Here is a 26,998-nt window from a genome sequence, read left to right as displayed (position 1 = left end):
GTTGTGCAGGGAGAGTGCAGTGGTGCGGGGAGTGCGGGTCAGACGGTCCGAGCGCGCAGCTGCTCGACGGCGGCGAACGCGGCGCGTCCGATCGACGCGTCGACGAGAGGCTGCCGGTCGACGAGCGAGGCGGCCTGCGTGAACACCGCCACGGCGTACTGGCGGCCGTCGGGATACGTGACGACACCGGCCTCGTTGCGCCAGGTGGGGAGGGTGCCGGTCTTCGCCGCGATGCGCACGTCACCGGGGAACGCCGCGGTCAGCCGATGCGGCCAGATCTGCAGGGCCATGATGTCGCGCGCCTGACGACAGGCCTCGGCCGGTGCCGCGGTGTCGGTCCACAGCGCGTTCAGCAGGGTGGTGACGTCGCGCGGCGTGGAGTGCGAGGTGCGCAGCGGCTGCACGACGTCGAGTGCGAGGATCTGCTCTGCGGTCGCACCGGTGAACAGCTCGTCGAGGTCGCTGTCGGCGGCGCCGCCGAGGTCTGACACCACCGAGGCGAACAGGTCTTCGCAGCATCCGATGAGACGAGTGCTGCGCAGTCCCAGATCGGTGATGACCCGGTTGACGGCCTCGCCGCCGAGGCGGTGGTAGATGATGTCGGTGGCTGCGTTGTCGCTCATCGACATCATGTTCAGTGCCAGGTCGCGCCAGCTGGCCTCGACGTCGTCGGCGAACCCGGCCGTGCCCACGCCGCCGATGCGATAGCGCGCCGTCACGGTGGTGCGCTCGGTCGGATCGAGCTCGCCCGCGGCGACCGCGCGGACGAAGGCGGTGAGTACCAGGATCTTGAACACCGAGGCGAGCACCACCGGCTCGTCGGCGCCGAAGGTCACCTCGGGGCCGTCGGCCCCGCCGATCTCCCGCGCATGCAGGAAGCCCGTGGCCCCCGCATCCGCGAAGATCTCGGCGACGTCGGGCACGGTCTGCGTGTCCGTCATCGAGGCGGGCGCGTTCGTCATGCGTCGATCCGGCGGTCGGCACGTCCGGTGTGCAGGTACAGGGCGCGACCGCTGCCGTCGTCGCCGACGAACGCGTGCGGCATGTGCATGCCGTTCTGCGGTTCGCGGGGGAGGAGCGTGTCCCCGGCCCAGCCGACGAGCTCGACGGGTTCGGGAGCAGGGCCCAGCTCGGCGAAGATGCCCTTCATGGTGCGTTCGAGCCAGATGCGGCCGTCTTCATCGACACGCACGGTCGAGTCGGAGACCGACGACGAGTACGTGCCGATCACCCGTTCGAGGTCGATCGCGACCGGCGATTCCGGAACAGAGGGGAGGGCCGGAACCGTGACTCCGGCGAGAGCGTCGAGCACCTTCGACGTGATCGCGTGATACGCGTCGACCGTGCGTCCGCCGTTCGTGAGCACAGCGACCGCGACACCCGCACCCGGCACCATCCGCAGGAACGCGTTCTGCCCGATCGTTCCGCCGTCGTGACCGATGACGGGGCCGCCGTCCCAGTCGAAGATCTCCCAGCCCAGACCCCACGCATCGCCCATCAGTCCGAGTTCGGGAAGGTCGACCTGGCGCTCCTGCATGGCCCGCACGCTCTTCTCGGAGAGCACTCTGGTGCCGTCGGCTGCGACCCCGCCGTCGAGGTGCATGCGCGCATAGGTCACCAGGTCGCGTGCCGTCATGGCGAGCATCGATCCGGCCGGGGCGTTCGAGCGCACGAGGCTCCACACCGGTGCAGGTACCGGCTCATCGCTGCCGCCTGCGGGGATGTGTCCCAGAGCTGCACGGAACATGATCGCCTCGGCGGCCGTGGTGGCAACGTGCGTGAGTCCCAGCGGGGCGGCGAGGTGGGCACGCAGCGCCTGGTCGTACGACGTTCCGCGCAGCACCTCGATGATGCGGCCGAGCACGACGAAAGCCGCGTTGTTGTAGGAGAAGCGCTCACCGGGGGCGAAGAGCTGCGGGGCGTCGGCGATCGTGGCGAGGTACTTCTCCACGGCGTCGTCGCCGACCCCGGTGTCGTTGAACAGGTCGCCCTCGAATCCGCTCACATGGCTCAGGAGCTGGCGGGTGGTGATCGCGCTCGCCGCCGCGTCGTCGCCGATCGCGAACGCGGGCACGGTGTCGCGCACCGGGACGTCGAGGTCGAGCAGACCCTCGTCGACGAGCTGCATGACGAGTGTCGCGGTCCACGTCTTCGTGATCGAGCCGATCTGGAAGACCGAGTCCTCGTCGGCTTCGACGCCGGTGTTGCGATTGAGGATCCCGGCGGCGGTGGTGAAGATCTCGCCACCGGCCAGGATCGCGACGGATGCTGCAGGGATGTGCGCGTCGGCCAGCATCGTGGGAAGGTTCTCCCGCACCCAGCTGCCGATTTCGTTCAGGTCGGACACGTGCGCTCCTCTTCGTCGAGTGGGCCGTCGTCTGCGGGCGACGGCGATGGGCCGAGACTATTCGCGCGCTCCCTCGCCTCGTTGGTGCGCGGCGACGAGACTTGCGCGGACCTTGGTGCGCTCCGACGAAGGATCGGCGGCTCAGCGGCGGCGCACCGCGCGCATGCCCACGTGCAGGAGCTGGGGGCCGCCCTCCGCCGGGTCGAGAAGACGGCCGACGGGCTGGTCCGTGTCGGTGATCAGGGCGCCGTCGGCACGCACGCGCAGCCGTAGCGGCGGACGAGGAGGGATGCCGAGGGCCGCGATGTCCTCACGCAGCACCATCGCGAACTCGAGGGCGTCGCCGTCACGGGTCACGTCGTAGCGCCACTGCCCGGCGTCGTACGTGCCGAGCAGTCCTTCGAGCTTCTCGACCGGCTGCAGCTGCGCAGCCTCCATGGGCTTCTCGATGCCGCGCAGCCGCGCGAAGCACCAGTCGACGACCGCGGATCCGAGTGCCTTGCCGCTGCCGCTGTTCGTCAGCACGGTGATGGCCAGATCCTCATCCGGGGCGAGGACGAACTCGCTCAGCTGCATGTCGGAGATGTTCCCGCCGTGCATCACGACCCGTGCCGATCCGTGCCGGGTGAGCAACCAGGGAAGACCGATGGCGTCGATGGGCGGCCCCGCGGCGAGGTGGGGCTGCTGCATCAGGAGTCTGGTCGCCTCGCCCACGGGTGCTGCGCCCTCCGACTCGCCGCGCATCTGGAAACGGGCGTAGGTGAGCTGGTCGCGCACGGACGACACGATGCCGCCCTCGGGCGCGATGTCGCGGGTCAGCGGCCACTGGGGGAACGCGGCCATCGCTGCGTCCTCACCGGGCACGTGTCCGACGGCATGGGGGCGTGCGATCACGTCCCACGGGAAGAAGAACGTCTCGGACATACCCAGCGGGTCGAGGACGATGCGCTGCACCGCCTGCTCGAACGTCTCGCCCGTCGCCTCCTCGATCACACGACCCAGCAGGCGGATGCCGGAGTTGCTGTAGGAGGCGATCGTGCCGGGGGAGAAGAACTGCGGGAGCTCGGAGAAGCCGGCGACGCTGCGGGCGAGGGCGTCGTCGTCCCACCCCGGATGATCGTCCGCATCGCCCAGGAAGCCGCCAGAGTGCGTGAGGAGGTGGCGGATGCGCAGCTCTGCGAGGGCGTCCTCGTCTCGGAGCCGGAAGTCGGGGAGCACATCGACCACATGGCCGTCGAGGTCGAGCACGCCGCTCTCGACCAGGTGCATCGCGACGGTTCCGGTGAACGTCTTCGTCGTCGAGCCGATCTGGAAGAGCGTGCGCGCGGTCACGGCGGCACCGGTGTCGACAGCGGCGACACCGGTGGCGGCGATGACTTCCCGGTCGCGGTCGATCACGCCGACCACTGCGCCGGGCACGCCGAGCTCCGCGGCCGTGGCGTCCAGGAACTCCTGCAGCTCGTCGTCCATCAGGCATCCCCTCGTACGGCGCGCCCCGGCAGGGCATCGGTCACGATCTCTCCTGCGTGCACGACACGAGTGCCGTGCACGAAGAGCTCGCGCACACCCCGCGACGGGCGAGTCGGATCGGCATAGCTGGCTCTGTCCGTCAGCGTCGTCGGGTCGATCACCACGACGTCGGCATCCGCCCCGATCGTCAGATGGCCCTTGCCCCGCATGCCGGACGAGACCTCGTCGAGCACACGAGCGGGGAGGAACGAACAGCGCCGGAAGGCTTCGACCCAGCTCCACGTGCCGCTGTCGAGAACCATGAGCCGCAGTGACTTCGCGAACGTGCCCGCGGTGCGGGGATGCGTGTGCCCGCCCGCGGGAAGCGGCCACTCGTGCTGCTCGTACACCGTCCCCCCGCCGCTCGCCGCCCAGGAGATGGGCATCGCATCACTCGCCACGATCGAGTCGGGATAGGCCAGCGCCCGGTGCAGGTGCGCGCGGTCGAAGGGATCGGCCTCGTCGAGGAACGTCACGATGCAGGTGGCGCCGGGGTCGGTCGTCCGCACCTCGCGCAGCCGGGCTTCGTCGGCGATGCGCTCGCCGGTGTCGACGAGCACCAGAGAACTCGGAGTGATGCCGAGCCCCGCGAGTTTCTCCGGGGCGAGGAAGAACGCGCCGATCGCCGTGCTGCCGGCGCCGTAGGGGTAGGCCTCGACCGTCACGCGGGAACCTGCGGCGCGGCTGCGATCCAGCAGGCCCAGCACCCGGTCGATGTGGCGCAGCGAGGTGCTGTTCACGTGGCAGTGATGCATCGCCGCCCCGGTCTCCGCGGCGGCGCGGACGAGCTCCTCAGAGCCGTCGATCGGTGTGCGCGGATCGGCCTCGATCAGTTCGCGCACGTGCGTGAAGGTCGGGGCGTGGGCAGCGGCGGCCAGCCGGGAGAGGGCGAGGTACTCGTCGGGGTCGGACCGCGGTGCGTAACCCATCAGCACGCCGATCCCCAGTGCGCCGGCACCCAGCTCATCCTCCAGCAGGCTCAGCCATCGGCGGCGTTCGGCGGGGGAGGAGGACCGCTGCCAGTCGGGTGTGCCGAGCAGATCCATCGACGCGGTGAAGTCGGCGACGGGCACCCGGTCGAGGTGCGCGTACGCCCGCGCCTGCGACCAGGAAGCCGAGAAGCCGTAGTTCAGCGGGCGTCCGTCCGCGGCGGCGCGGGCGAGGGCCTCGGCGATCGGCATGAGTCCGGCCTCGAGATCGAGGGCGGTGGTGACACCGTCCATCGCCTGCAGCCGGTGCCCCGCGATCGAGTGCACGTGGCTGTGCAGGTCGACGAAACCCGGTCCGACGATGAGGCCCGTCGCGTCCACCACCTCGGCATCGGTCGGCGCCGTGAGCCCGTCGCCGACCGCGGCCACCCGCCCCTGGGTGATCAGCAGATCGGTGATCCGGTCGGTTTCCGTCTTCGGGTCGATGACGCGCCCGCCGCGCAGCAGTGTGTCCACGCCGCCACGATGCCATGCTGGAGGGAGCCGTTCCGGTGCCGCTCGACGAAACCGGGTGGTGCTTCCGGTGCTCGCGCACAACCCGTCACGCGCGGCAACGGCGTTCGAGTGGTGACACGCGCGCGCCGCCAGACATAATGTAGTGACGATGTGACCGTGCACACGCGAGGAGGCAAGTGATGTCCACCGCCTCCGAGCGTGCGCGGTTGCCGAGCATCCGCGACGTCGCCAGGCTCGCCGGTGTCTCGCATCAGACGGTGTCCCGAGTGCTCAACGATCATCCGAGCATCCGTCCGGAGACGAAGGCCAAGGTCCTCGATGCGATCTCGGTGCTCGACTACCGGCCGAACCTGGCCGCCCGCGCTCTGGTCACCAGCAAGTCGAACATGCTGGGCATCCTGTCCGCCACGATCGGGGAGTTCGGTCCGACCTCGTCCATCGCCGGCATCGAGGATGCGGCGCGCGAGGAGGGGTACTCGGTCTCGACCCTGAACCTCGCCGACACGACGCCCGAGGCGATCGGCAACGCGGTGCGCCAGCTGTCGCGCGAGCAGGTCGACGGCATCGTGGTGCTCGCACCGCAGGTGCGGGTGTTCCATGTCCTTCGCGGCATGTCGGTGGACATGCCGTTCGTGACCCTGCAGACGGCATCGGGCTCGGACGGGGTGAGCCTGTCCGCCGACCAGGTGGCGGGCGCCAAGGCCGCGACGGCCCACCTGATATCGCTCGGTCACAGCGACATCCTGCATCTGGCCGGCCCGCAGGACTGGATCGAGGCGGAGTCGCGCATGCGCGGGTATCTCGACGGACTGCGCGAGGCCGACCTGCCGACGTTCCCGCCGATCCGCGGCGACTGGACAGCCGACTTCGGCTACTTCGCGGGCAAGGAGCTCTCGCGCCGTCGGGACTTCACGGCGGTGTTCGCCGCGAACGATCTGATGGCGATCGGGCTGATGCACGGCTTCCGCGATTCCGGGGTGCGGGTGCCGCACGACGTGAGCGTGATCGGGTTCGACGACATACCGGTCGCCGCGCACGTGGCGCCGACGCTGAGCACGGTGCACCAGGACTTCCCCGAGCTCGGGCGCCGAGCCGTGCGCATCCTCCTCGCGCAGATCAGGGGAGAGCAGGTGCCGGAGTTCGGCCCGCTGCAGACGATCCTGCGTGCGCGCGAATCCGCCGCAGCACGCTGACCTGTCGCGGGACCGCTCCCAGCCGATCGGGCCGCATGCATCACGGTAGCGACACGAAATCGGCGCGCGGACTTGACAGCGGTTCGTCGTGAGTGGACTATGTAATCCAATGTGAACGGTCACATCGAAGGTGACCGCACGTCGCGAGGAAAGATCCGTGAGCACCACAGCAACGTTGCCTACCGTGTCAGGCCCCATCCTGGAGATGCGCAGCATCACCAAGGAGTTCCCGGGGGTCAAGGCACTCGCCGACGTCTCGATCACCGTCCGCGCCGGCGAGATCCACGCGATCTGCGGCGAGAACGGCGCCGGGAAGTCGACCCTGATGAAGGTCCTGTCCGGGGTGTACCCCTACGGAACCTACGACGGGGAGATCCTGCTCTACGGCGAGGAGCAGCGCTTCAAGGACATCGCCGCCAGCGAGCATGCCGGCATCGCGATCATCCACCAGGAGCTCGCCCTGATCCCCGAGCTCTCGGTCACCGAGAACATCTTCCTCGGCAACGAGATCCAGCGCGGTGGCCGCATCGACTGGAAGGCCCAGAAGGAACGGGCGATCGAACTGCTCGCCCGCGTCGGGCTGAGCGAAGACCCCGACGTGCAGATCAAGACCCTCGGTGTCGGCAAGCAGCAGCTGATCGAGATCGCGAAGGCGCTCAACAAGGACGTCAAGCTCCTGATCCTCGACGAGCCGACCGCCGCACTCAACGAGAACGACTCGCAGCACCTGCTCGACCTGATCCTGGGCCTCAAGGCCAGGGGCATCGCGTCGATCATGATCAGCCACAAGCTCAACGAGATCGAGCAGATCGCCGACGAGATCACGATCATCCGCGACGGCCGCACGGTCGAGACGCTCGACATCTCGCGTGGGGAGGTCAACGAGGACCGCATCATCCGCGGCATGGTCGGCCGCTCGCTCGAGAGCCGCTACCCGGACCGCACCCCCGAGATCGGCGAGGTGTTCTTCGAGGTCAAGGACTGGTGGGTGCAGCATCCGACCGTCCCCGAGCGCATGGTCGTGAAGGGCTCGAACATCAACGTCCGCCGCGGCGAGGTGGTCGGCATCGCCGGTCTCATGGGCGCAGGGCGCACCGAGTTCGCGATGAGCATCTTCGGCCGCTCCTACGGCACCTTCCTCTCCGGCACCCTGATCAAGGACGGCCAGGAGGTCGCCCTGCACGATGTGGCGTCGGCGATCAAGCACGGGCTCGCGTACGTGAGCGAGGACCGCAAGGTGCTCGGGCTCAACCTGCTCGACACGATCAAGCGTTCGGTCGTCGCCGCCAAGCTCTCCAAGATCGCCAAGCGCGGTGTCGTCGACGCCCGCGCCGAGTTCGCCGTCGCGGAGGAGTACCGCAAGGCGCTCCGCATCAAGACGCCCTCCGTGGAGGAGGGCGTCGGCAAGCTCTCCGGCGGCAACCAGCAGAAGGTCGTGCTGGCGAAGTGGATGTTCACCGACCCCGACCTGCTGATCCTCGACGAGCCCACACGCGGCATCGACGTCGGTGCCAAGTACGAGATCTACGCGATCATCAACCAGCTCGCAGCCCAGGGCAAGGGCGTCATCGTCATCTCCAGCGAGCTTCCCGAACTCCTCGGCATCTCCGACCGCATCTACACCGTCTTCGAAGGTCGGGTCACCGACTGCATCCCGGCCGATCAGGCGACACCTGAGGACCTCATGCGCAGCATGACCTCCGCGACCCAGAAAGCATCCGCATGACCACCGACACCACCGCAACGAAGCGCGGCTTCCATTTCAAGGACATCACGAAGATGTTCGGAGGCGGCCAGTCGACCCTCCGTCAGTTCGGCATCCTCGGCAGCCTCGTCGTGATCCTGGTCGTCTTCCAGGTGCTGACCTGGATCTTCAAGGGTCAGGGACTCACGCTCTCGTCGGGCAACCTGATCAACGTCGTCAACCAGTACTCCTACATCCTGATCCTCGCGATCGGCATGGTGATGGTCATCATCATGGGCCACATCGACCTGTCGGTCGGGTCGGTCGCGGCGTTCACCGGCATCATCGTCGCCAAGGCGATGGCGGACTGGAACCTGCCGTGGCCGCTGGCCATCCTCCTCGGCCTCGGCGTGGGCGTGCTGGTGGGCGCCTGGCAAGGATTCTGGGTCGCGTATGTCGGGGTGCCCGCCTTCATCGTGACGCTGGCGGGCATGCTGTTCTTCCGTGGCGCGAACCAGTGGGTCGGCGACTCGCAGTCGATCCCCGTCCCGCAGGGGTTCAAGGTCATCGGCGCCGGCTACCTGCCCGAGCTGTCTTTCATCCCCGTGCAGTTCAACGTGCTCACCATGGTCCTCGCCCTGATCGGTGTGCTCTGGATCGTCATCTCGGAGATCCGCACCCGCCGCGCGCAGGCCAAGATGGGTTCGGACATGGCGCCCCGCTGGGTGAGCATCACCAAGGTCGTGCTGATCTCGGCCGTGATCCTCATCGCCGGGTGGCTGTTCGCGACAGGGCGTGAAGGCACCAGCTTCCCGATCTCGGGCGTCATCCTGCTCGCCCTCGTCATCCTCTACTCGTTCATCACGAACAACACCGTTTTCGGCCGCCACATCTACGCCGTCGGCGGCAACCGCCAGGCAGCGCGTCTGTCGGGCGTGAAGGACCGCTGGGTCGACTTCTTCGTCATGATGAACATGTCGGTGCTCGCCTCGCTCGCCGGGATGATCTACGTGGCCCGTGCCACGGCCTCCGGTCCGCAGGACGGCAACGGCTGGGAGCTCGACGCCATCGCCTCGGTCTTCATCGGTGGTGCCGCCGTCTCGGGCGGCATCGGAACCGTGATCGGGTCGATCATCGGTGGTCTCGTGATGGCGTTCCTCAACAACGGACTCGCGCTGCTCGGCGCCGGTGCCGACGTGGTGTCGATGATCAAGGGCCTGGTGCTCCTGTTCGCGGTCGGTGTCGACGTCTGGAACAAGCAGCAGGGCCGCCCCTCGATCATCGGGTTCCTGACGCGCCGGTTCGGTCGCAAGGAAGACCCCGCCCTCGAGACCTTCGACCCGAAGGCGAACTACCCCACCAGCCAGAAGTACGAAGCCCCCGCCGTCGACGAGACGCGCGGAAAGTAAGGGTCGAGTCGCGCACCGCACACGCGCCTTGACCTTCACACACCAGAGAAAGAGATCACATGAAGAAGATTCTTCTGTCGGCGACAGCGCTTGTCGTCGCGGGCGCCTTCGCCCTCACCGGCTGCTCCTCGGAGCGCGGCGGTGACACCGGCTCCGGGTCGGGGGACGAGGCCAAGGGCTTCGCCGCTGATGCCACTATCGGTGTCGCCCTTCCTGACAAGACCTCCGAGAACTGGGTTCTCGCCGGTCAGCTGTTCACCGACGGCCTGAAGAAGGCCGGATTCAAGCCCGACGTGCAGTACGCACCGGCCAGCAACACGGTCGCCGAGCAGCAGAACCAGATCCAGGCGATGGTCACCGGTGGCGCCAAGGTCATCATCATCGGTGCGAAGGACGGCAAGCAGCTGTCGACGCAGGTCGAGGCAGCCCGCGACGCCGGCGTCACCGTCATCGCGTACGACCGTCTGATCGAGAACACCGAGGCCGTGGACTACTACGTCGCCTTCGACAACTTCAAGGTCGGTCAGCTGCAGGGCCAGGCGCTGCTCGACGGTCTCGCCGAGCGCGCGGGCCACGAGGCGCCGTACAACATCGAGCTGTTCTCGGGTTCGCCGGACGACGCCAACGCTCCCGTGTTCTTCAACGGCGCGATGGACGTGCTCCAGCCGAAGATCGATGACGGCACGCTCAAGGTCGTCTCCGGTCAGACCGAGATCTCCCAGACGGCGACCGAGGGCTGGAAGGCCGAGAACGCCCAGCGCCGCATGGACTCGATCCTCACGTCGACCTACGGTTCCGAGACGCTCGACGGCGTCCTCTCGCCGAACGACACGCTCGCCCGCGCCATCATCACCTCGGTGCAGGGAGCAGGCAAGCCGGTCCCGGTCGTCACGGGTCAGGACTCCGAGGTCGAGTCCGTCAAGTCGATCATGGAGGGCATCCAGTACTCCACGATCAACAAGGACACCACGCTCCTCGTCGAGCAGTCGATCAAGATGGTCGGCCAGCTCCAGAAGGGCGAGGAGGTCGACGTCAACGACACCGAGCAGTACGACAACGGCGTGAAGGTCGTCCCGGCCTACCTGCTCGACCCGATCATCGTCACCAAGGAGAACGCGGCCGAGGCATACGCCAACGTCCCGAGCCTCCTCGAGATCGTGAAGTCGTACCAGTAATCCGGATGCTCCTTCGAGGAACACCCCACAGCACCTCGCTGTGACCGAGAGCCACCCTGACCTTCGGGTCAGGGTGGCTCTCTCGTATGCGGGCCGTGTCCGTCGCCGTGTTCGTCAGCCGCGGAGGGCGCGCGTCGCCTGACCCGTGCGCTGCAGGGCGTCGACGGTCTCGGTGTACCGGCGCTTGGCGACACCGAGGAACAGGCAGTCGACGAGCGTGAGCTGCGCGATGCGGCTTACCATGGCGCCTGCGCGGAAGGTCGACTCGCGCACCTCAGTGAAGAGCGGGTGATCGGCCGCGCGGGTGAGGGGGGAGTCCTTCGCCGACGTGACGGCGATCGTGGTGGCGCCGCTGGTACGCGCCGTCTCCAAGAACCGCACGGTTTCGAGCGTCGAACCGGAGTGGGAGAAGCCGATCGCGACGGTCGATGCGGTCGGCAGCACGGAGACGGCGACGGCCTCGTGCGGATCGGCGGGAATATGCGCGTTCCGTCCGACGCGGAGGAGCTTGTGGGCGAGATCCTCCGCGACGAACCGGCTGGCGCCGAGCCCGTAGAGGATGATGCGCTCGGCCCCGTCGATCGCGTCCACTGCCGCTTCGAGCACGGTGAAGTCGAGTCGGGCGACGGTCTCCTCGATCGCCAGCAGTTCGAGCGCCGCCACCTTCGACACCGCCTCCTGCAGGGTGTCTGCGTCGGAGATCTCCGACCCGTAGGCGCCGCGTGCGGAGAACTGGGCGGCTTCCTTGCCGAGCTCGGCGGCGAGGGCCATGCGCAGCGGGGCGTAGCCGCTGAAGCCGATCGCCCGGCAGAAGCGCACGACCGAAGCGACCGAGGTGTCGCATTCCGTGGCCAGTTCGTTGATCGTGTTGTCGATCACGACGGAGGGGTTCTCGCGGACGACCAGCGCGATACGGGCCAGCGACGGCGTCAGCGTGGAAGCGGCGGCTTCGATCGTCGACTGGATGCTCATCGGTTCTCCGTCTGCTCGGTGTAAATTCTTTTTGCAGAGTCTACTTCGCATGTAGTCTCTTTTCATCACCTGTTTCCACCGATCCCCGGGAGAGTCGATGAGCGCGAAGACGACCGCATCCGTCGATCTCGGCAAGTCCCGGTGCCGCGTCGTGATCGACGGCGAGCGGGTCGCGCGCGCAGGCGTCGGAGCTCCCGGGCTCGCCGCAGCCGGCGGGGTGGAGAGTGCACTCGAGGCGATCCTCCCGCTTCTGGAGGGTGACCGCCTCGACCTGATCGGGGTGGGCGCCGCGGGCGCCTGGCTGGCGCCGCATGCGGCGCAGGAACTGTCGTCCCGGCTCGCCGCAGCGAGCGGAGCCGCGGTGGCCGTCGCCTCCGATGTGGTCACCGCTCACGCCGGTGCACTCGCCGGTGCCGGGGGAGTGCTCCTCATCGCGGGAACCGGAGCGGCGGCCCTCGGCGTCGACGCCGAGGGCGCGCGACTCGTCGACGGCTGGGGTCCGGAACTCGGCGACTTCGGCAGCGGCTCGTGGCTCGGGCGCGAGGCCCTGCGTGCCGTGCTGCGTGCGGACGACGCCCTGGGCGCCCGCACCGCCCTCACCGCGGCGATCGTGCAGCCGGTGGGTGCGCCATCCGACATCCAGGCCTGGCTCGCCCAGCGCGAACCCCTCCCTCGACGCCTCGCGACGCTCGCACCTCTCGTGCTGGATGCCGCTGCCGACGGCGATGCGGTCGCCGGCGAGATCGTGGCCGAGGCGATTCGACTCCTCACCGCGACGGCTGTCGCCGCATCCACCCGCACCACCGACGTGGTGATCCACGGCGGCCTCACCGACCACGCGTGGTTCCGCGCGTCATTGACCTCTTCCCTGCAGACCGCCGGACGCACGATCGTGCCCGCGAGCGGCGATGCACTCGACGGCGCGCTGCTGCTCGCGCGCCGCACCGACCTCCCCCACGAAAGGTTCGTCCACCGTGCCGAATGACGATTCCCGCCTGGCCACCCTCCTCTCCGTGCTCGAGCGCCTCGACACCGAGGCCTCGACGACCGATCGCGGCGACCTCGACCTGCTGGGCACCGCCGAGCTCGTGCGACGCATGAACGCGGAGGATCGGCGGGTGCCGGAGGCCGTCGCCGAGCGGGCGGAGGAGATCGCCATCGTGGTCGACGGCATCACCGAGCGGTTCCGCCGCGGCGGACGCCTCATCTACATCGGTGCAGGCACGGCCGGGCGCATCGGCGTTCTGGATGCGAGCGAGTGCCCGCCGACCTTCGGCACCGACCCGTCGATGGTGGTCGGGCTGATCGCGGGGGGCGAGACGGCGATCCGCTCCGCCGTGGAGAACGCCGAAGACGACGACGCTGCCGCGGAAGCCTCGCTGCGCGAGCTCGGTCTCTCGGAGAACGACACGGTGGTGGGCATCTCCGCCTCCGGCCGCACGCCCTACGTCGTGGGAGGGCTGGCCTACGCCCGCAGCGTCGGTGCCTTCACCGCGGCGATCGCCTCGAACGCCGGTTCCGACATCGGCGCGGCCGCGGAGGTCGCGATCGAGGTCGTCACCGGCCCCGAGTTCATCTCCGGCTCCACGCGCCTCAAGTCGGGGACGGCGCAGAAGCTCGTCGTCAACATGCTGACGACACTGTCGATGATCAACCTCGGCAAGACCTACCGCGGCGTCATGGTCGATCTGCTGGCCACGAACGAGAAGCTGCATGCCCGCTCGATCCGCACGGTGTCGCAGCTCGCCGGCGTCGACATCGACCAGGCTGCGGCGGCGCTGCAGGCGGCGGACGGTTCGGTCAAGCTCGCGCTGCTGATGCTCGCCGCCGACGCGACGCCGCAGGACGCGGCCGCAGCCCTCCACGAGGCCGACGGCATCCTCCGCGACGCGATCGCCGCGCTCGCCTGAGGGCGATGCGAGCGCCCGGGGAGTCCGATACGGTGTGCGGATGCCCCTTGCTCTGATCACCGGCGCCGCGCGTGCCGACAGCATCGCCGCCGGCATCGCTCCTCGTCTGCGCGCCGCCGGTTGGACCGTCGTCACCAGCGACCTGCACGACGCCGATCACATCGCCGACCTCGCAACGCCCGGGGGGCCGGAGACCCTGATGGCTGAGGTGAACGCAGCCCACGGCCCGGTCTCGGCACTCGTCCTGAGTCATGCGCACGATGTGGAATCCGGCATCCTCGACACGACGGCCGAGAGCTTCGATCGGCACGTCGCCGTGAACGCGAGGGCGAGTCTGCTGCTGATCGCGGCCTTCGCGCGGCAGGTGGGCGACGGCGGAGGTGCGATCGTGGCGCTCACCAGCGACCACGTGACCGGCAACCTCCCCTACGGGGCCTCCAAGGGCGCTCTCGACCGGCTCGTGATCTCGGCGGCCCGCGAGCTCGGCCCGCGCGGCATCTCGGCGAACGTGCTCAACCCCGGCCCCATCGACACCGGCTGGATGGACGACGAGACGCGCCGCGGGCTGGGGGAGATGACACCGCTCGGGCGTCTCGGGCGCCCCGGCGACATCGCGGCCGTGGTGGAGTTCCTCGTGTCGAAGGAAGGGCGCTGGATCTCGGGGCAGCTGCTGCAGTCGGACGGCGCGTTCTCGGCGAGGTACTGAGCCGCGGGGCAGGCGCGGACTCGACGCGCAGAGCTCGACGCGCAGAGGCGGCGAGACCGGGGTCTCTGTGCGCCTGCCCCGGGCGGGCATCCGACTCAGTGCGCGCAGGTGCAGGTGCCTCCACCGCAGCATGCGCTCGCCGTCGCGCCGCGGTGCGCCTGCGACGCCTCCGGTACATCCATGGCCGGGTTCTGGTCGAGGAATCCGGCCGGTTTGAACCAGAATCCGGCGTAGTCGACCGGCATGATGGGCCAGTCCTCCGGTCGCGGGAAGTGCGTCAGACCGAAGGTGTGCCACAGCACGACGTCCTGGCCGTCGATGTCGCGGTCGGCGGCGGCGTACTCGGGTAGCCCTGCTCCGCCCTGGTGCGCGTTCGGATACCGACCGGCCGGCCAGATCTGCCCCGCCTCGAAGCGTGTCGCCCAGAGGTGCTTCGTCGCGAAGGCGGCACGCGCGGCGACGGAGGACTGCGGGTCGGCCATGAGCAGTGCCGTGGGCTGCGGCACCAGGTGGTACGCGGTGGGCCGGCCGACGTGGTTCGTGCGGGACGCGCTCTGCACCTCCCACACCCGCGCGACCGAGGAATCGGCCTCGCGCTGCGCCTCGTTCTCGGTGTGCAGAGTCGTCTCCGACCAGGTGAAGGCGTTGCCGAAGGGGTTCTCGGGGCCCATCGGCACGCGTTGGGCGTCGATCTCGACGAGCCGGTTGTCCTCGCCGTCGATCGCGACGTCGAGCCGTGCGCAGAAGAGGTGCTGGTGCACGGGGGCGAACACTCCGGGGGCCAGCTCCGTCGCATGGCGCTGGCGCACCCCGGGCTCACCGGCGCTGGCGAAGACGATGCCCGTAGCCTTGGCCACCACCTCGATAGACCCGTCCAGGCCGAAGTTCCAGTAGAACCCGTAGTCGTAGTTGCCGATCGTGGAGAAGTACGAGACCACGAACCGGCGGGAACGCCGCACGTCGGAGCGCCCGGCCAGATCGGTGTGCTTCCAGAGGATGCCGTAGTCCTCCTCGTGCATGCAGATCACGTTCGGGATGCGCACGGGGTGGCCGTGGTCGTCGGCGACGTAGCCGTCGAGGTAGCGGATCACGCCCAGGCAGTCGCAGCCGAGCTCGAGGTGGTTCGCGTTCTTCCCGAGCAGGTACTCACCGGCGTCGAAGTAGCTGATCCAGAAGCGGCCGGGCGCGGTGTCGCCGTAGGGGACGACCATCTCGGGCACGCTCGCCCTGCTCAGCACCGATCGTCCCTGGAAGGTGACGTCGTGCAGCACGAGGCCTTCGCGTGCGTTGAAGTCCACGCGCATCGACCAGCCCTCCCACTCCACGAGCGAACCCGTGACGGCGAAGCTCGGCCCCTCGGGCTGGGTGATCTCGATCGGCTTCAGGGTGGTGCGCGCCTCGCCCTGCACCTCGGGGTAGTAGTTGCCGTGGCCGGCGGGAACGGGCACATCGCCGTGGTCCTCGACGCGGATCACGCTGTTCGCGGTGAGGTCGATGTGCACGATGAGTCCCTCGACCGGGTGCGCCCAGGGGGAGTCCTGCTCGTCGTACTTGAGGAAGGTCAGGGAGCGGATCACGCGTCGTCCGACCTCGTCGGCACGGCCCGTGTATCCGGGGGCGAGCGGCCCGCAGAAAGCGAGCGCCATGTGCTCTTCGAGGCCGCGGCGCTTCATCGCGGCCTGCCACTGCGGTGACGCCTTGGCGATCGCCTCGGCGCGCTCGTACTCCTCGAACAGGTACTGCGGTTGCCCGTAGGGCGGGGCGTCGTTGGGGACCCGCTGCGTGTGCAGCACCTCGCCCCGGGTGATCGAGACGATGGCTTCGGTGGCGACGCCGGTGGCGATGTCGAGCAGGGTGACGTCGACGCGGCGGTCGATGGGGGAGCCGGGCGTCCACGTCGCGAGCTCCTCCTTGCGGGGTTCGTCGGGCAGGAGCATCGGCACCCGGGTGGTCTCGGTCATGAGGCCCGCGGCGTCGAGCACGGCGCGGGCGGCCGCGATCTCTGCACCCGTGAGGGGATCGTGGGGGTGCGGGGCGGCGATCTTCTCGATCGACACGGGCTGCGGAGCGTGGTGGGACATCATCGACCTCACTATTTTCGAGCGATTGCTCAATAAACGGGTTGGCATGATGATACGACGGAGCGCCCGACGCCCGCAACGGGAGATTCGCGGGCGGGGAACTCTGTCAGGCCCGCCAGGGAGCGAGCGCCACCTCGAGCACCGCGAGGTGGGCGGGCGGCGTCTGCGGCTCCGTGACCTCGACGATCTGCTGTCCGTAGGTGATGGAGCGCAGCAGCGTCACGATCGCCTCGGTGGGGGTGTCCGTGCGCAACTCACCGTCTTCGACTGCCTCCCGCAGGGCGAGTCGCGTCGTGTCCTGCCAGGTGGCGAGCGTGGGCGAGCCGGCGTCCGGCGTCGGCGCGAGCGCGGCCAGGCGCCCCCAGAATCCGACCACGACATGGGCTTCGGTGCGGGTGCGCTCGTCGACCGGGAGCACTTCGCGCATGAGCGCGTGCAGTCGGTCGAGCCCGCGGCGGTCGGCCGTTGCCTCGGCGATGCGCGCCTCGGTGCGGCGGGTCACCTCGGCCGCAGCCGCACGCATGACCTCGTCGAAGCCGTCGAAGTAATGCCAGAGCGAACCCGTGGCGACGCCGAGCTCCTTCGCCACGGCACGCGAAGACACGCTCTCGTGTCCGTCGCGGGCGGCGACGGCCAGCAGCGCCTCGGCGATCTGCCGGCGGCGCTCATCATGGTCGACGATGCGAGGCACGCACCCATCTTGTCGCATCGCGCACAGGTATAGCTATATTGAGCGAGCGCTCAATATACTTCCGGCGTGGATCACCTCATCGTTGCGGTGCCGTGGCTGATGGCCGCGGCCGCGATCGTCTCGGCCGTCGCCGGCGTGGCTGCCTGGCGCGCCGTGCCGTGGCAGGGGCGGCAGAGCGTGCTCGTCATGGCGGCGGCGATGCTGGCGCTCGCCGCGACCGCCGGGCGCCACCCCGTGCTCGAGCTGGCGCTGGGGGTGGTTCTGCTGGGATCCGGCATGGTCGGGACCATGGGCGTTCGCGGCACCGCATCGGCGGCCCCGTGCTGTCACCGCGCTCTGGTCTCCCTGGTGATGGCGATGTGCGCGTTCCACGGAGCCGCTGGACCCGTCGCCGCGGTGGGTCCAGCGACGGTGACAGGACACGGCGGCCACGGGCTCTCCGGCATGCTCTCGGTGCTGCTCTTCGCGGGCGTCGGCGCGGTGGCGCTGTGGACCATCGTCGCGGAGTGGTTCGTCGCTCCGGTGCACCACGGTCGCACGGCGCGCCTGCTCCGCATCGAGTCGTGGGCGATGACCGCCGGTATCGCGGTGATGTGCCTGGGATTCTGACGGAGGGGCCGTCACCCCGCGGCGGCTGGGCGCACGAACAGCCAGGCGGCGACCGCGGCGACCGCCGCCGCTGCGGTCATCGTCACCGCCATCGTGACGGCGTTCGTACCACCGATCCCTGCGGCGACCGGCGCGAGCACCGGACCGAACAGGAACGTCGACATCCCGAGCAGAGCCGAAGCCGTGCCCGCTCGCGCGCCGTGGTGGGCGAGGGCGAGGGTCTGCCCGTTGGGCCCGCCGAGCCCTGAGCACAGCATGAATCCGATCAGCGCGGCGACGATTCCCGCGACGCCCACGTCGGCGAGCGCGAGCACCAGGAAGGCCGTCGCGGCGATCAGCGTGGCCGAGATGCCCCCGAGGTACACCCGCAGCGGTCCCCACCTGCTCACGACGAGACGGCTGAGCTGACTGCCGACGATGCTCGCGAGAGCTCCCGCCGCGAAGGCGAGGCTGAACGACTGCGGACTCAGGCCGAACTCGTCCTGCAGTACGAACGACGACATGGACAAGTACGTGAAGAAGGCGATTCCACCCCCGGCCGCCGCGCACAGCACCGCGACGAAGAGCCGATCGCGCAGGACCGCTCCGGTGTGGATGCGGAGGGTGCGCAGACCGCCGCCGTGCCGTGCTGCGACGGGAAGCGTCTCCGGCAGGGCGAAGACGACGACCAGCAGCAGCACGACGCCCACGGCGCTGAGCACGCCGAAGATCCCGCGCCAATCCATGATCCTCGCGAGCTGACCTCCGACGACGGGCGCGATGATCGGCGCCGTTCCCGAGACCAGGAACAGCAGCGACAGCATCCGTGAGAGCTCCACGCCCTCGAACTGGTCCCGGGCGATCGCGAGGCAGATCACGATGCCCGCAGATCCCGCGAGTCCCTGCAGGAAGCGCGCGAGCAGCAGCAGCTCGATGTTCGGGGCGAGCGCGCACGCCAGGGAGAGGACGGCGAAGACGGCGACGCCGACCATCAGGGGGAGCCGTCTGCCCCATCGGTCGCTGAGGGGTCCGGCGACGAGCTGACCGAGCCCGAGCCCGATCATGCACGCCGACATCGTGGCCTGAGCGAGTGCCTCCGTGGTGCCGAGCGAGGCGGCGAGCTGCGGCAGCTGCGGCAGATACAGGTCCATCGACAGCGGGCCGAACGCCTCGAGCATGCCGAGCACGAGCATCGCGTGCACCGTGCCCATCCGTGGCCGCGAGGGCTCCCCGGGAACGGGAGTGCTCATCCTTCCAGGTGCAGCGTGCGCCGCAGCCAGCTCGCGCGCGCGGCGTCGGCCGCCTGCGAGACCTCGGCGTCGGGGGAGAAGCCGGAGAAGCCGTGGTATCCGCCCGCCCACACATGCAGCTCTGCCTGTCCGCCGGTGGCCCAGATGCGCGTGGCGTAGTCGACCGCTTCGTCTCGGAAGGTCTCGGCCGCCCCGACCTCGATGAACGCGGGAGCGAGGCCGGACAGGTCGACGGCGCGCGCGGGGGCGGTGTAGGGCGATACCCGATCGGTGCCGCGGTCCTCACCGGCGATCGCCTCCCACGCGGTGTGGTTGTTGTGGCGATCCCAAGCTCCGAACCCGTCGTACTGACGACTCGAGACGGTGTCGTTGCGGTCGTCGAGCATGGGGCATCCCAGCAGCTGTCCGGCCAGGCGCGGACCCCCTCGGTCTCGGGCGAGCAGCGCGACGGCGGCGGAGAGACCACCGCCCGCGCTCATGCCGGACGCGATGATGCGGTCGGGGTCGATGCCCAGGTCCTCCGCGTGCGCCGCCATCCACTCCAGCGCCGCATAGCAGTCCTCGGCCTGTGCCGGCCCCGGGTGCTCGGGGGCGAGGCGGTACTCGACCGCGACGCCGATCACCCCGTATCGCTCGGCCAGGTCGATGAGCTCGGAGGTGCCGAAGAACCGGGTTCCCAGCACCATCCCGCCGCCGTGGATCGACAGCACGGCAGGGGCCGGTCCGTTCGCCGGCGTGGTGGGCCGCACGATCGTGATCTCGATGTCCGGGGCTCCGGCGGGGCCGGAGACGGTCCGGTCCTCCCACGTGATCGCGCGCCCGTCGGCCTGCGCCGACATGGGCGGGATGATGGTCGCGAAGTGATCGCGATTGGCGTGGATGGTGTCGGCGCGCAGCGGGATGATCTCGACCATGTCGACGAAGGCCGCGAGACCGGCGACGAGCTCGGGATCGTAGGGGACCGGCGGGTGGGCGGTCATCGGGCGGCCCGCCAGATCCGTCGCAGCCAGGAGGCGCGCGCGGCGAGGGCGGCGCGGGAGATCTCGGCATCGGGCATGTACATGTCGAAGCCGTGCGCGCCGCCGCCCCACACGTGCAGCTCGGCCTGTCCGCCGGTGGCCCAGATGCGCAGGGCGTACTCGGTGTCCTCGTCGCGGAAGGCCTCGGCCTCTCCGACCTCGATGAAGGCGGGCGGCAGGCCCGAGAGGTCGGCCGCGCGGGAGGGGGCGGCATGCGCGGGTGCCTCGGGGCTGAAGGCGAGATCGTCGCCGAGCACGCACGACCACGCGAGCAGGTTCAGCTCCCGCTGCCACGTGCCGATGCCGTCGTACTGCCGGCTCGACACCGTGGTGTTGGTGTTGTCGATCATCGGGCACAGCAGCAGCTGTCCCGCCATCGCCGGGCCCCGTCGGTCGCGTGCCATCAGGGCGACGGCGGCGGCGAGTCCGCCCCCAGCGCTCCCGCCGCCGACGACGATGCCCGCAGGATCCATGCCGAGATCGTTCGCGTGCGCATGCACCCAGACGAAGGCGGCGTAGCAGTCCTCCACTCCGGCGGGGTAGGGGTCTTCAGGAGCGAGACGGTACTCGACGTTCACTGCCACCACGCGGTGCTGCGCGACGATGTCGACCACGCGCCCGGTCTCCCACGAGCGGTGACCGACGATCATCCCGCCGCCGTGGATGTTGATGAAGCCGGGAAGCACCTCGGCGCGGGTTCCGGTCGGCCGGAAGATCGTGATCTCGATGTCGGGCGCCCCGGCAGGGCCGGGGATCACGCGGTCCTCCCACTCGAAGTCACGGCCGGCGATGACGGTGTCGTTGTCGGGGAACATCCGGTCGGCGCCCTCGCGCGGCAGCGTGTCGCGGGTCAGGGGCGGCTGAGGATCCTTCGCGATCTCATCCAGCACGGCCTGCACCTCGGGATCGAAGGGCACGGGGGTGACGGTGGGACGTCCGGCGGCGGTGGCGGTCATGGAACTCCTTGTGCGAGTGGTGGCGGGGCGGTTCAGGGGCCTTCGGGGTCGACGATGCCGCGGTCCGCCCAGAACGGTGCGACCAGTCGACGCAGTTCTGCGACGCCGACACGATCGACCAGGTCGACGGCCGCGAGGTTCGCGCGCAGCTGGGCGACGCTCGACGCCCCGAACAGCGTCGTCGTGAGCGCCGGGTGCGTGAGGGTGAAGGCGATGCCGAGCTGCGCCGGAGACGCGTCGAGCGAATCCGCGAGTGCCGCGAACGCCGGGACATCGGAGAGGATCCGTCCGCGGATGTCGCCGGGGTCGCGACCGATCTGGCGGTCGCCGTTCACCTTGCCCGCCAGGATGCCGCCTTCGAGGCAGTCCGAGGCCTGCAACGTCAATCCCTGCTCCCACAGGCCGGCGAAGGGCGCTCCGTCCGGGATGGCACGTCGCGAGACGCTGTACTTCAGCTGCGCGATCTGCGGGCCGGGCACGTCTTCGTCCGTCGCGATGTCGATCAGTGCCTGGATGCTCGATGCCGACCAGTTGTTCACTCCCCAGGCACGGATGATCCCGGCATCGGTCAGGCGTGCGAGATCGAGCACGAGGTCGCGCAGATCCAGGTCGTCACGGCGCAGGTCTCCCAGGATCACGAGGTCGGCGTGCTCGACGCCCACGCGCATCAGCGCGTTGTCGAGCTGGGGGCGAAAGCCCTCCGCGTCGAACGTCTCGAGCCAGAGCTTCGACGACAGCAGCCACTCCTCACGGTCGAGGCCCGCCGCGCGCACCATGGCCGAGAAGATCACGTCGGTGAACACCGGTGGGGCACCCGGTGCGGAGTAGACCCCGACATCGAAGAGGTTCACGCCGCGATCCACGGCCTCGCGGAGCATGGCCACCGCGTCGGCGAAGTCCATCCGGTCATAGGTGTGCCAGGAGCCGAGCGAGAACAGCGAGGAGTACAGGCCGCTGCGCCCGATCTCACGGCGCGGAAGGGGAGTGGTCATGGTCGTCCTCACAGACTCGGGTCGATGACGGCCTTGACCTCATCGAGATGGTGCATGCGGGCGATCTTCGCCGAGGCCTCCGCGAGGCCGACGGGGGCGCTGAAGAGGTCATCCCACGGGAAGCGGTCGGCGAACGCCGCGAAGAAGTCGACGGCCCTGGCGTAGTCGGAGATGTCGCCGTTGAGGGATCCCACGACAGTGAGCTCCTTGCCCATGATCGTGCTGAGGGCGAATCCGTCTCCTGCCGGTCCGGTCGAACCGACGATCGCGATCGTGCCGCGCTGGGCGGCCATCCCGACGGCGTCCGGTCCCACCCCTGGGGCCCCGGCGAAGTCGAAGACGTGGTCGGCGCCGCGTCCGTTCGTCAGCTCCAGGACCTGGTCGACCACGGGACCGTCGCGGAAGTCGACGACGGCGTCTGCGCCGAAGCGCCCGGCCAGCTCCAGGCGCGCGGACGGTGCTCCGACGGTGATCACCTGGCCGGCGCCGGCGATCTTCGCGACGGCGGTGGCGAAGATGCCGAGGGCCCCGGAGCCCTGGATCACGACGCTCGATCCCGGGCGGATGCGTCCGGCACGCTCGAACGCGCGGAGCACGGTCTTGGCGGCGCATCCCGCCATCGACGCCCACGTGTCCTTGACAGCGGAGGGGAGCAGCAGTTTCGCGGCGCCCGGAGTGACGTAGGCGTAGGCGGAGAGACCCGCGGTGGCGAAGGGATGCACGTCCGCGCGCTGGAGGAAGCCGTAGCCGCGGTGGGCGCACGCCACCGGTTCGCGCAGCACGACGCAGCCGTGGCATTCGCCACAGGTCGATTCCGACCAGCCGATGCGGTCGCCGGGGGAGAGGGTGCGGCCGAGGGCGTCACGGGTGTCGGGGCCGGTGGCGACGATCTCGCCGACCATCTCGTGGCCGAGCACCATGGGGAGCATGCCGGGGAAGGTCATCTTCCCCTCCCAGATCTCGATATCGGTGCCGCACAGGGTCGTGCAGGTGATGCGCACCAGGGCGGCACCGGGTTCGATCTCGGCGGGCAGCGGCAGCTCCTGCAGGGTCAGGGGCTCGCCATGGGCGGTGAGGACGGCGGCGCGGGTCGTGGTGGGCAGTTCTGCGGTGCGTGTCATGGTGTCGTCTCCGGGGAAAGGTCAGACCAGGAGCTGTCCGCCGTCGACGGCGACGCAGACCCCGGTGATGTGGCTGGCGGCGTCGCTCGCGAGGAACAGCACGAGCGGGGTGACCTGGTCGACCTCGGCGATCGAGCCGAGCGGGATGCGCGACTCCCAGGCCGCACGAGCATCGGGGCTCGACGCGAAGTCGGCGGTCAGGGGAGTGAGCACGGGACCGGGGGCGACGGCGTTGACGCGGATCCCCGATCCGGCGAGTTCGATGGCGGCCGTGCGGGTGAGGGCGTCGACCGCCGCCTTGGTGGCTTCGTAGTGGCCCAGACCCGGGGTGGGCTGGCGGGCGCCGATCGAGGAGATGTTGACGATCGAGCCGCCGCCGGTCGCCGCGAGCAGGGCGCCGAACGTGCGGAGCATGAGGAAGGTGCCGCGGACGTTGACGCGCAGGGCGGCATCGACGGCCTCGACGGGCACCTCCTGCAGGGTGCCGCCGCCCGCGACGACGCCGGCGTTGTTCACCAGCACGTCGAGTCCGCCCGCGGCGGAGAGTCGATCGGCCGCCGACTGCACGGAGGCTTCGTCGGAGATGTCGAGGTGCACGGCCGTGGCGCCGAGCTCATTCGCGACGCCCTGCACGGCTTCCGCGTTCACATCGCCGATGAACACCTCGTCCCCGGCCCGTGCGAACGCGGCGGCGATGCCTCTGCCGAGGCCCGAGGCTCCACCGGTGACGAGGATGCGGCGGGGGGATGCGGTCATGTTCGTCCTCACTGACGGGTGCTGCGACGGGGTGACTCCGTTATATTCTACAAACATAGAAAAACACAACCCCGTGTCAGAGAAGACGAAGGAGCCTTCATGCCCGAATCGACATATCCCCGCACGGCACTGCAGCACGGAGGGGGGCCGGTACCTCCGCTGGCATTGGGGTCGTGGAACACCTGGGACCGGATGTCGAAGGATGAGGCGGTCGCGCTGATCCGGAGAGCCACGAAGCTCGACGCCGGATTCTTCGACATCGCGTACTACAACATGGGTCCGCATGCCGAGAACTCGAGGACCGACATCCTGTTCGGCGAGGCGCTGCGGGCGAGCGGCGTCGATCGCGACGACATCACCCTGTGCGGCAAACTGTGGCTGTGGGACTGGCCGAACCAGGGATTTCGTCAACAGCTCGTCGAGTCGCTCGGGCGGGCCGGCCTCGAACGCTTCGACACGGTGGTGGTCGGCGACTACGGGGAGGCGCCCGACATGCCGCGCCTCGTCGCCGAGGTGAACGCGCTGATCTCCGAAGGCCTCGTCGACAGCTGGGGCATCAACAACTGGCAGATCGCCCACACTAGGCAGGCTCTCGACGAGGCGGAGACGCAGGGGGCTGTCGCACCGGCGTTCGCACAGCTGAAATACGGCATCGCGCGCCGATCGATGGCCGAGGGGGAGGCGTACGGGGCGTTGTTCGATGCGGGCGTGCTCACCCTGCAGGCGTCCGACGTCTTCGAGGGCGGGATCCTCGCCACCGGGCGGCTGCCCGAGCGGAAGATCGGCGCGGATGTCGGAGGGATCCGTGAGCAGATCGCCGCGATCTACCCCGAGGTCGCGCGGGTGGCCGCCGGATTCGGTGTCACACCGGCGGCACTGGGCATCGCCTTCTGCCTCTCGAACCCCGCGACCGCGAACGTGCTGTTCGGTGCCTCCCGGCTCGCGCAGCTGGAGCAGAACCATGCGGCACTCGCGTTGGCGCTCGCGCATGGTCCCGAGGTGCGTGCGGCGCTCGCCGGGTGCTGGGTCGACCGTGACGTGCGCGCCGACGGTGTGTGGTGAGGTCGGCTACGCCTCGCGCTCGTGAGCGAGGGCTACGGCACGCTCGAACGTCGAGACGATGACCTGGCGTCGATCGGTGCGGTAGTCCTCGTCCGGTTCGAGCTCGTCGATGTAGTCGTCCCAGACCCGGATGTACCGGTCTCGCCAGCCCTCGAGCGTGCTGCTCGACGGGAACGTGGCACCCACTCGCCCCGCGGACCCGATGTCGGTGAGGATCTCCAGCCACGCGGGAGCCATGGCTCCGCCCCATTCGTCCGGCTGCAGCTCGGTGTCGTCGTCCTCATCGGCGAACACCTCGGTGATCTTCGCGATGAGCTCGTCGGTGATCTCGCTCAGTGCGTCGGCGACCGTGTCGTCGTCGAAGTTTCCCGGTCCCCACGTGCCCATGTCTTCCTCTTCCTGTCGGCTGTTGCGGTCGGACCCAGTGAACCATGTGAGCGTGGTGTCGGGCGGAGGGTCAGCGGCAGAATGCCGGCATTTGTTCGAAGATAAGTTCGAATGTCGAGAGGTGATTCGGTAAAATCGAATCATGTCGAAGCTGGTCGAGTTGCACGAGGCGATGTCCCGCCTCGATGCGGCATGGGCCGACGCCGATGGATCCGGTGAGCTGTCGCGAGAGCAGCTGATCGCCGTGAGCGCATCCATCGGGCTGCTGCAGCGGCGGCTGGATGCGGTGCACATCGAGGTCGCGGCATGCATCTCGCGCGAGTCTCGTCCCGAGTTGGGTGCGGAGGGTCTCGCGAAGCAGCAGGGCTACCGGAATCCGGCGACGTTGATCGCGGCGACCGTCGGCGTCTCGCGTGGCGATGCGACCCGGCTGGTGAAGGTCGGAGAAGCGGTCGCGCCGCGCGAGGATCTCCTCGGGGCGCCTCTGCCGGCGAAGTATCCGAGAGTGCGTGAGGCGCTCGGGTCCGGCGCGCTGAGTGCTCAGGTGGCTGCCGCGATCATCGCCCTGCTGGATCGGTGTCGCGTCTCGGCGGGCCCGGTGCGGGTCGCCGAGGCGGAGTCTCTGCTGGTGGAGAAGGCGGTCGGGCTCGCTCTCGACGACGTGCGCAAGCTGGTCGTGAGGGCGGAGGCGTGGCTGGACCCGGATGGAGTGGAGCCGCGCCTGGAGGAGCAGCGTTCCCGCCGAGCTTTGACCATTCATGAGCGCGACGGGATGGTGCATCTGAACGCCGTCCTCGACGCCGAGACCGCCGCTCCTGTCGTGACGGCCATCCGCGGCTACGTGACCGCCGCGTTCGCCGCGCGAAAGAACGCGGCCGCGCCGGACGCGCCGGACGCCGATCGTCGCACCGTTCCAATGATCCAGGCCGACGCTCTCTCCGTGTTCGCGGGCCACGTTCTCGAGTGCGACGCCCGGGTGCCGTTGGCGGGTGCGACCGTCGTGGTGCGGATGAGCCTCGACGACCTGGAAGCCGGCGCCGGTTCCGCTGAGATCGACGGAATCGAGCAGCCGGTCAGCGTCGGCGCGGCGCGACGGATGGCCGCAGGCGGGGGAGTGATCCCCTGCGTGCTCGGTGCGGCGAGCGAAGTGCTCGATTGGGGTCGGGAGAAGCGCCTGTTCACGCGCTCGCAACGGTTGGCGTTGGTCGAGCGGGATGGTGGATGCGCCATGTGCGCGCTGCCGCCCGAGATGACGAAGGCGCATCACATCCGATGGTGGAGTCGAGACCACGGTCCGACCGATCTCTCGAACGGCGTGCTGCTGTGCGAGACCTGCCACCATCGGATCCATGACAACGGGTGGGATATCCGTATCGATGGCGGTGGGAGCCGCGGCAGGGTGTGGTTTCTCCCACCGGCCACGGTCGACCCTGCGCGGGCTCCGCGCCTGGGTGGCAGGGCGCGCTTCGACATCGCTGCTTGAACGCGTGGCGTGGATGTGTGGCCTGAACGCGTGGCCATGGATGAGTGGCGTGAGTGCGTGGCCCCGAAAGCGCCGCCTGAGCACGCTGCCTGCGCGTCTCGCCGGCGACCGGCGCTCCACCATGCCTGCACGCTCGGACAAGCCCGGTGCGCGCCGGGGCATGAGCGGGGCGCCCAGGGGAGCGAAAGGCTCTTGCGCTCTTTTTCCACGCATGTAGACTAACCAGCGCGACACATCGAGGTGACGCCGGATCCGGTCTCCG

At 69.3% G+C, this 26,998-nt stretch carries 24 protein-coding genes; 10 read left to right on the top strand and 14 right to left on the bottom strand.

Annotation, left to right across the window (positions count from 1 at the left end):
- Window positions 1–38: 38 nt before the first annotated feature.
- The 4 genes from ASD13_RS01095 to ASD13_RS01080 form a co-directional block, all read right to left on the bottom strand.
- Window positions 39–962 carry a serine hydrolase gene (locus ASD13_RS01095; protein ID WP_235562440.1) on the bottom strand — a complete coding sequence of 308 codons (924 nt, stop codon included), beginning with the start codon at window positions 960–962 and terminating at the stop codon, window positions 39–41.
- The gene (locus ASD13_RS01090) at window positions 959–2,347 is read right to left on the bottom strand and encodes a serine hydrolase domain-containing protein (protein ID WP_055864830.1); all 1,389 of its coding nucleotides are present in this window, start codon (window positions 2,345–2,347) and stop codon (window positions 959–961) included. The genes ASD13_RS01095 and ASD13_RS01090 overlap by 4 nt, the downstream gene beginning before the upstream one ends.
- Before the next feature lie 141 nt (window positions 2,348–2,488).
- Window positions 2,489–3,817, bottom strand: a complete 1,329-nt coding sequence (locus tag ASD13_RS01085) for a serine hydrolase domain-containing protein (protein ID WP_055864827.1) — start codon at window positions 3,815–3,817, stop codon at window positions 2,489–2,491.
- A complete protein-coding gene (locus ASD13_RS01080) occupies window positions 3,817–5,301 on the bottom strand; it encodes an amidohydrolase family protein (RefSeq protein WP_055864824.1) in 1,485 nt (494 codons plus the stop codon). Before ASD13_RS01080 ends, ASD13_RS01085 begins: the two co-directional genes overlap by 1 nt.
- Window positions 5,302–5,480: 179 nt before the next feature.
- On the opposite strand from ASD13_RS01080, the gene ASD13_RS01075 reads away from it, so the two are divergent.
- The 4 genes from ASD13_RS01075 to ASD13_RS01060 all read left to right on the top strand — a co-directional run bounded on the left by ASD13_RS01075 (window position 5,481) and on the right by ASD13_RS01060 (window position 10,762).
- On the top strand, window positions 5,481–6,494 hold the full coding sequence (locus ASD13_RS01075; RefSeq protein WP_017828810.1) for a LacI family DNA-binding transcriptional regulator: 1,014 nt from the start codon (window positions 5,481–5,483) through the stop codon (window positions 6,492–6,494).
- A 130-nt stretch (window positions 6,495–6,624) separates the two neighbouring features.
- Window positions 6,625–8,220 carry a multiple monosaccharide ABC transporter ATP-binding protein gene (mmsA, locus tag ASD13_RS01070; protein ID WP_442922310.1) on the top strand — a complete coding sequence of 532 codons (1,596 nt, stop codon included), beginning with the start codon at window positions 6,625–6,627 and terminating at the stop codon, window positions 8,218–8,220.
- A complete protein-coding gene (mmsB, locus tag ASD13_RS01065; protein WP_055864818.1) occupies window positions 8,217–9,587 on the top strand; it encodes a multiple monosaccharide ABC transporter permease in 1,371 nt (456 codons plus the stop codon). The genes mmsA and mmsB overlap by 4 nt, the downstream gene beginning before the upstream one ends.
- Window positions 9,588–9,646: 59 nt before the next feature.
- Entirely contained in the window at window positions 9,647–10,762 is a 1,116-nt protein-coding gene (locus tag ASD13_RS01060; RefSeq protein WP_055864815.1) for a substrate-binding domain-containing protein, read from the top strand.
- A gap of 114 nt (window positions 10,763–10,876) precedes the next feature.
- On the opposite strand, the gene ASD13_RS01055 is transcribed toward ASD13_RS01060, so the two are convergent.
- Window positions 10,877–11,734 (bottom strand): MurR/RpiR family transcriptional regulator, encoded by an 858-nt coding sequence (locus tag ASD13_RS01055; RefSeq protein ID WP_055864812.1) that lies wholly within the window; start codon window positions 11,732–11,734, stop codon window positions 10,877–10,879.
- A gap of 97 nt (window positions 11,735–11,831) precedes the next feature.
- Here ASD13_RS01055 and ASD13_RS01050 point away from each other — a divergent pair, with 97 nt between their 5' ends.
- Genes ASD13_RS01050 through ASD13_RS01040 form a run of 3 tightly spaced genes read left to right on the top strand, consistent with a single transcriptional unit; the run spans window position 11,832 to window position 14,350 of the window.
- On the top strand, window positions 11,832–12,719 hold the full coding sequence (locus ASD13_RS01050; RefSeq protein ID WP_055864808.1) for a BadF/BadG/BcrA/BcrD ATPase family protein: 888 nt from the start codon (window positions 11,832–11,834) through the stop codon (window positions 12,717–12,719).
- A complete protein-coding gene (murQ, locus tag ASD13_RS01045) occupies window positions 12,709–13,644 on the top strand; it encodes an N-acetylmuramic acid 6-phosphate etherase (protein WP_055864805.1) in 936 nt (311 codons plus the stop codon). The genes ASD13_RS01050 and murQ overlap by 11 nt, the downstream gene beginning before the upstream one ends.
- 40 nt (window positions 13,645–13,684) lie before the next feature.
- Entirely contained in the window at window positions 13,685–14,350 is a 666-nt protein-coding gene (locus ASD13_RS01040; protein ID WP_055864804.1) for an SDR family oxidoreductase, read from the top strand.
- A 95-nt stretch (window positions 14,351–14,445) separates the two neighbouring features.
- Here ASD13_RS01040 and ASD13_RS01035 read toward each other — a convergent pair whose 3' ends face one another.
- Window positions 14,446–16,434, bottom strand: a complete 1,989-nt coding sequence (locus tag ASD13_RS01035) for a primary-amine oxidase (protein WP_055864801.1) — start codon at window positions 16,432–16,434, stop codon at window positions 14,446–14,448.
- A 103-nt stretch (window positions 16,435–16,537) separates the two neighbouring features.
- Window positions 16,538–17,122, bottom strand: coding sequence for a TetR/AcrR family transcriptional regulator (locus tag ASD13_RS01030; RefSeq protein ID WP_055864798.1), 585 nt, complete (start codon window positions 17,120–17,122; stop codon window positions 16,538–16,540).
- 66 nt (window positions 17,123–17,188) lie between these two features.
- Here ASD13_RS01030 and ASD13_RS01025 point away from each other — a divergent pair, with 66 nt between their 5' ends.
- Window positions 17,189–17,731 carry a hypothetical protein gene (locus tag ASD13_RS01025; protein WP_055864795.1) on the top strand — a complete coding sequence of 181 codons (543 nt, stop codon included), beginning with the start codon at window positions 17,189–17,191 and terminating at the stop codon, window positions 17,729–17,731.
- 11 nt (window positions 17,732–17,742) lie between these two features.
- Here the strand turns inward: ASD13_RS01025 and ASD13_RS01020 are convergent, their stop codons facing one another.
- From ASD13_RS01020 to ASD13_RS00995, 6 genes are read right to left on the bottom strand one after another with little or no spacing between them, the layout of a single operon-like run.
- Window positions 17,743–18,960, bottom strand: a complete 1,218-nt coding sequence (locus tag ASD13_RS01020) for a multidrug effflux MFS transporter (protein WP_235562439.1) — start codon at window positions 18,958–18,960, stop codon at window positions 17,743–17,745.
- Window positions 18,957–19,940, bottom strand: coding sequence for an alpha/beta hydrolase (locus tag ASD13_RS01015; protein ID WP_055864790.1), 984 nt, complete (start codon window positions 19,938–19,940; stop codon window positions 18,957–18,959). Before ASD13_RS01015 ends, ASD13_RS01020 begins: the two co-directional genes overlap by 4 nt.
- Window positions 19,937–20,935, bottom strand: coding sequence for an alpha/beta hydrolase fold domain-containing protein (locus ASD13_RS01010; RefSeq protein ID WP_055864787.1), 999 nt, complete (start codon window positions 20,933–20,935; stop codon window positions 19,937–19,939). Before ASD13_RS01010 ends, ASD13_RS01015 begins: the two co-directional genes overlap by 4 nt.
- A gap of 32 nt (window positions 20,936–20,967) precedes the next feature.
- Window positions 20,968–21,927 carry an aldo/keto reductase gene (locus ASD13_RS01005; protein WP_055864785.1) on the bottom strand — a complete coding sequence of 320 codons (960 nt, stop codon included), beginning with the start codon at window positions 21,925–21,927 and terminating at the stop codon, window positions 20,968–20,970.
- A gap of 8 nt (window positions 21,928–21,935) precedes the next feature.
- Complete coding sequence (locus ASD13_RS01000; protein WP_055864783.1) at window positions 21,936–23,048, bottom strand: zinc-binding dehydrogenase; 1,113 nt, start codon at window positions 23,046–23,048, stop codon at window positions 21,936–21,938.
- Window positions 23,049–23,069: 21 nt separating this feature from the next.
- Entirely contained in the window at window positions 23,070–23,804 is a 735-nt protein-coding gene (locus ASD13_RS00995) for an SDR family NAD(P)-dependent oxidoreductase (RefSeq protein ID WP_055864780.1), read from the bottom strand.
- Between the two features lie 99 nt (window positions 23,805–23,903).
- Between ASD13_RS00995 and ASD13_RS00990 the strand changes: the two genes are divergently transcribed.
- Window positions 23,904–24,866 carry an aldo/keto reductase gene (locus ASD13_RS00990; protein WP_055864777.1) on the top strand — a complete coding sequence of 321 codons (963 nt, stop codon included), beginning with the start codon at window positions 23,904–23,906 and terminating at the stop codon, window positions 24,864–24,866.
- Window positions 24,867–24,872: 6 nt separating this feature from the next.
- On the opposite strand, the gene ASD13_RS00985 is transcribed toward ASD13_RS00990, so the two are convergent.
- Window positions 24,873–25,253: a DUF4259 domain-containing protein gene (locus tag ASD13_RS00985; RefSeq protein WP_055864774.1), complete on the bottom strand. Its 381-nt coding sequence runs from the start codon at window positions 25,251–25,253 to the stop codon at window positions 24,873–24,875.
- Window positions 25,254–25,395: 142 nt separating this feature from the next.
- Between ASD13_RS00985 and ASD13_RS00980 the strand changes: the two genes are divergently transcribed.
- A complete protein-coding gene (locus ASD13_RS00980; RefSeq protein WP_055864771.1) occupies window positions 25,396–26,736 on the top strand; it encodes an HNH endonuclease signature motif containing protein in 1,341 nt (446 codons plus the stop codon).
- Window positions 26,737–26,998: the final 262 nt, after the last annotated feature.

Origin of the sequence: Microbacterium sp. Root1433D1, assembly GCF_001426835.1 — a bacterium.
GTDB lineage: Bacteria > Actinomycetota > Actinomycetes > Actinomycetales > Microbacteriaceae > Microbacterium > Microbacterium maritypicum.
Note: the sequence above shows the minus strand (reverse complement) of the source record. Positions and strands in the feature narration are given on the sequence as shown.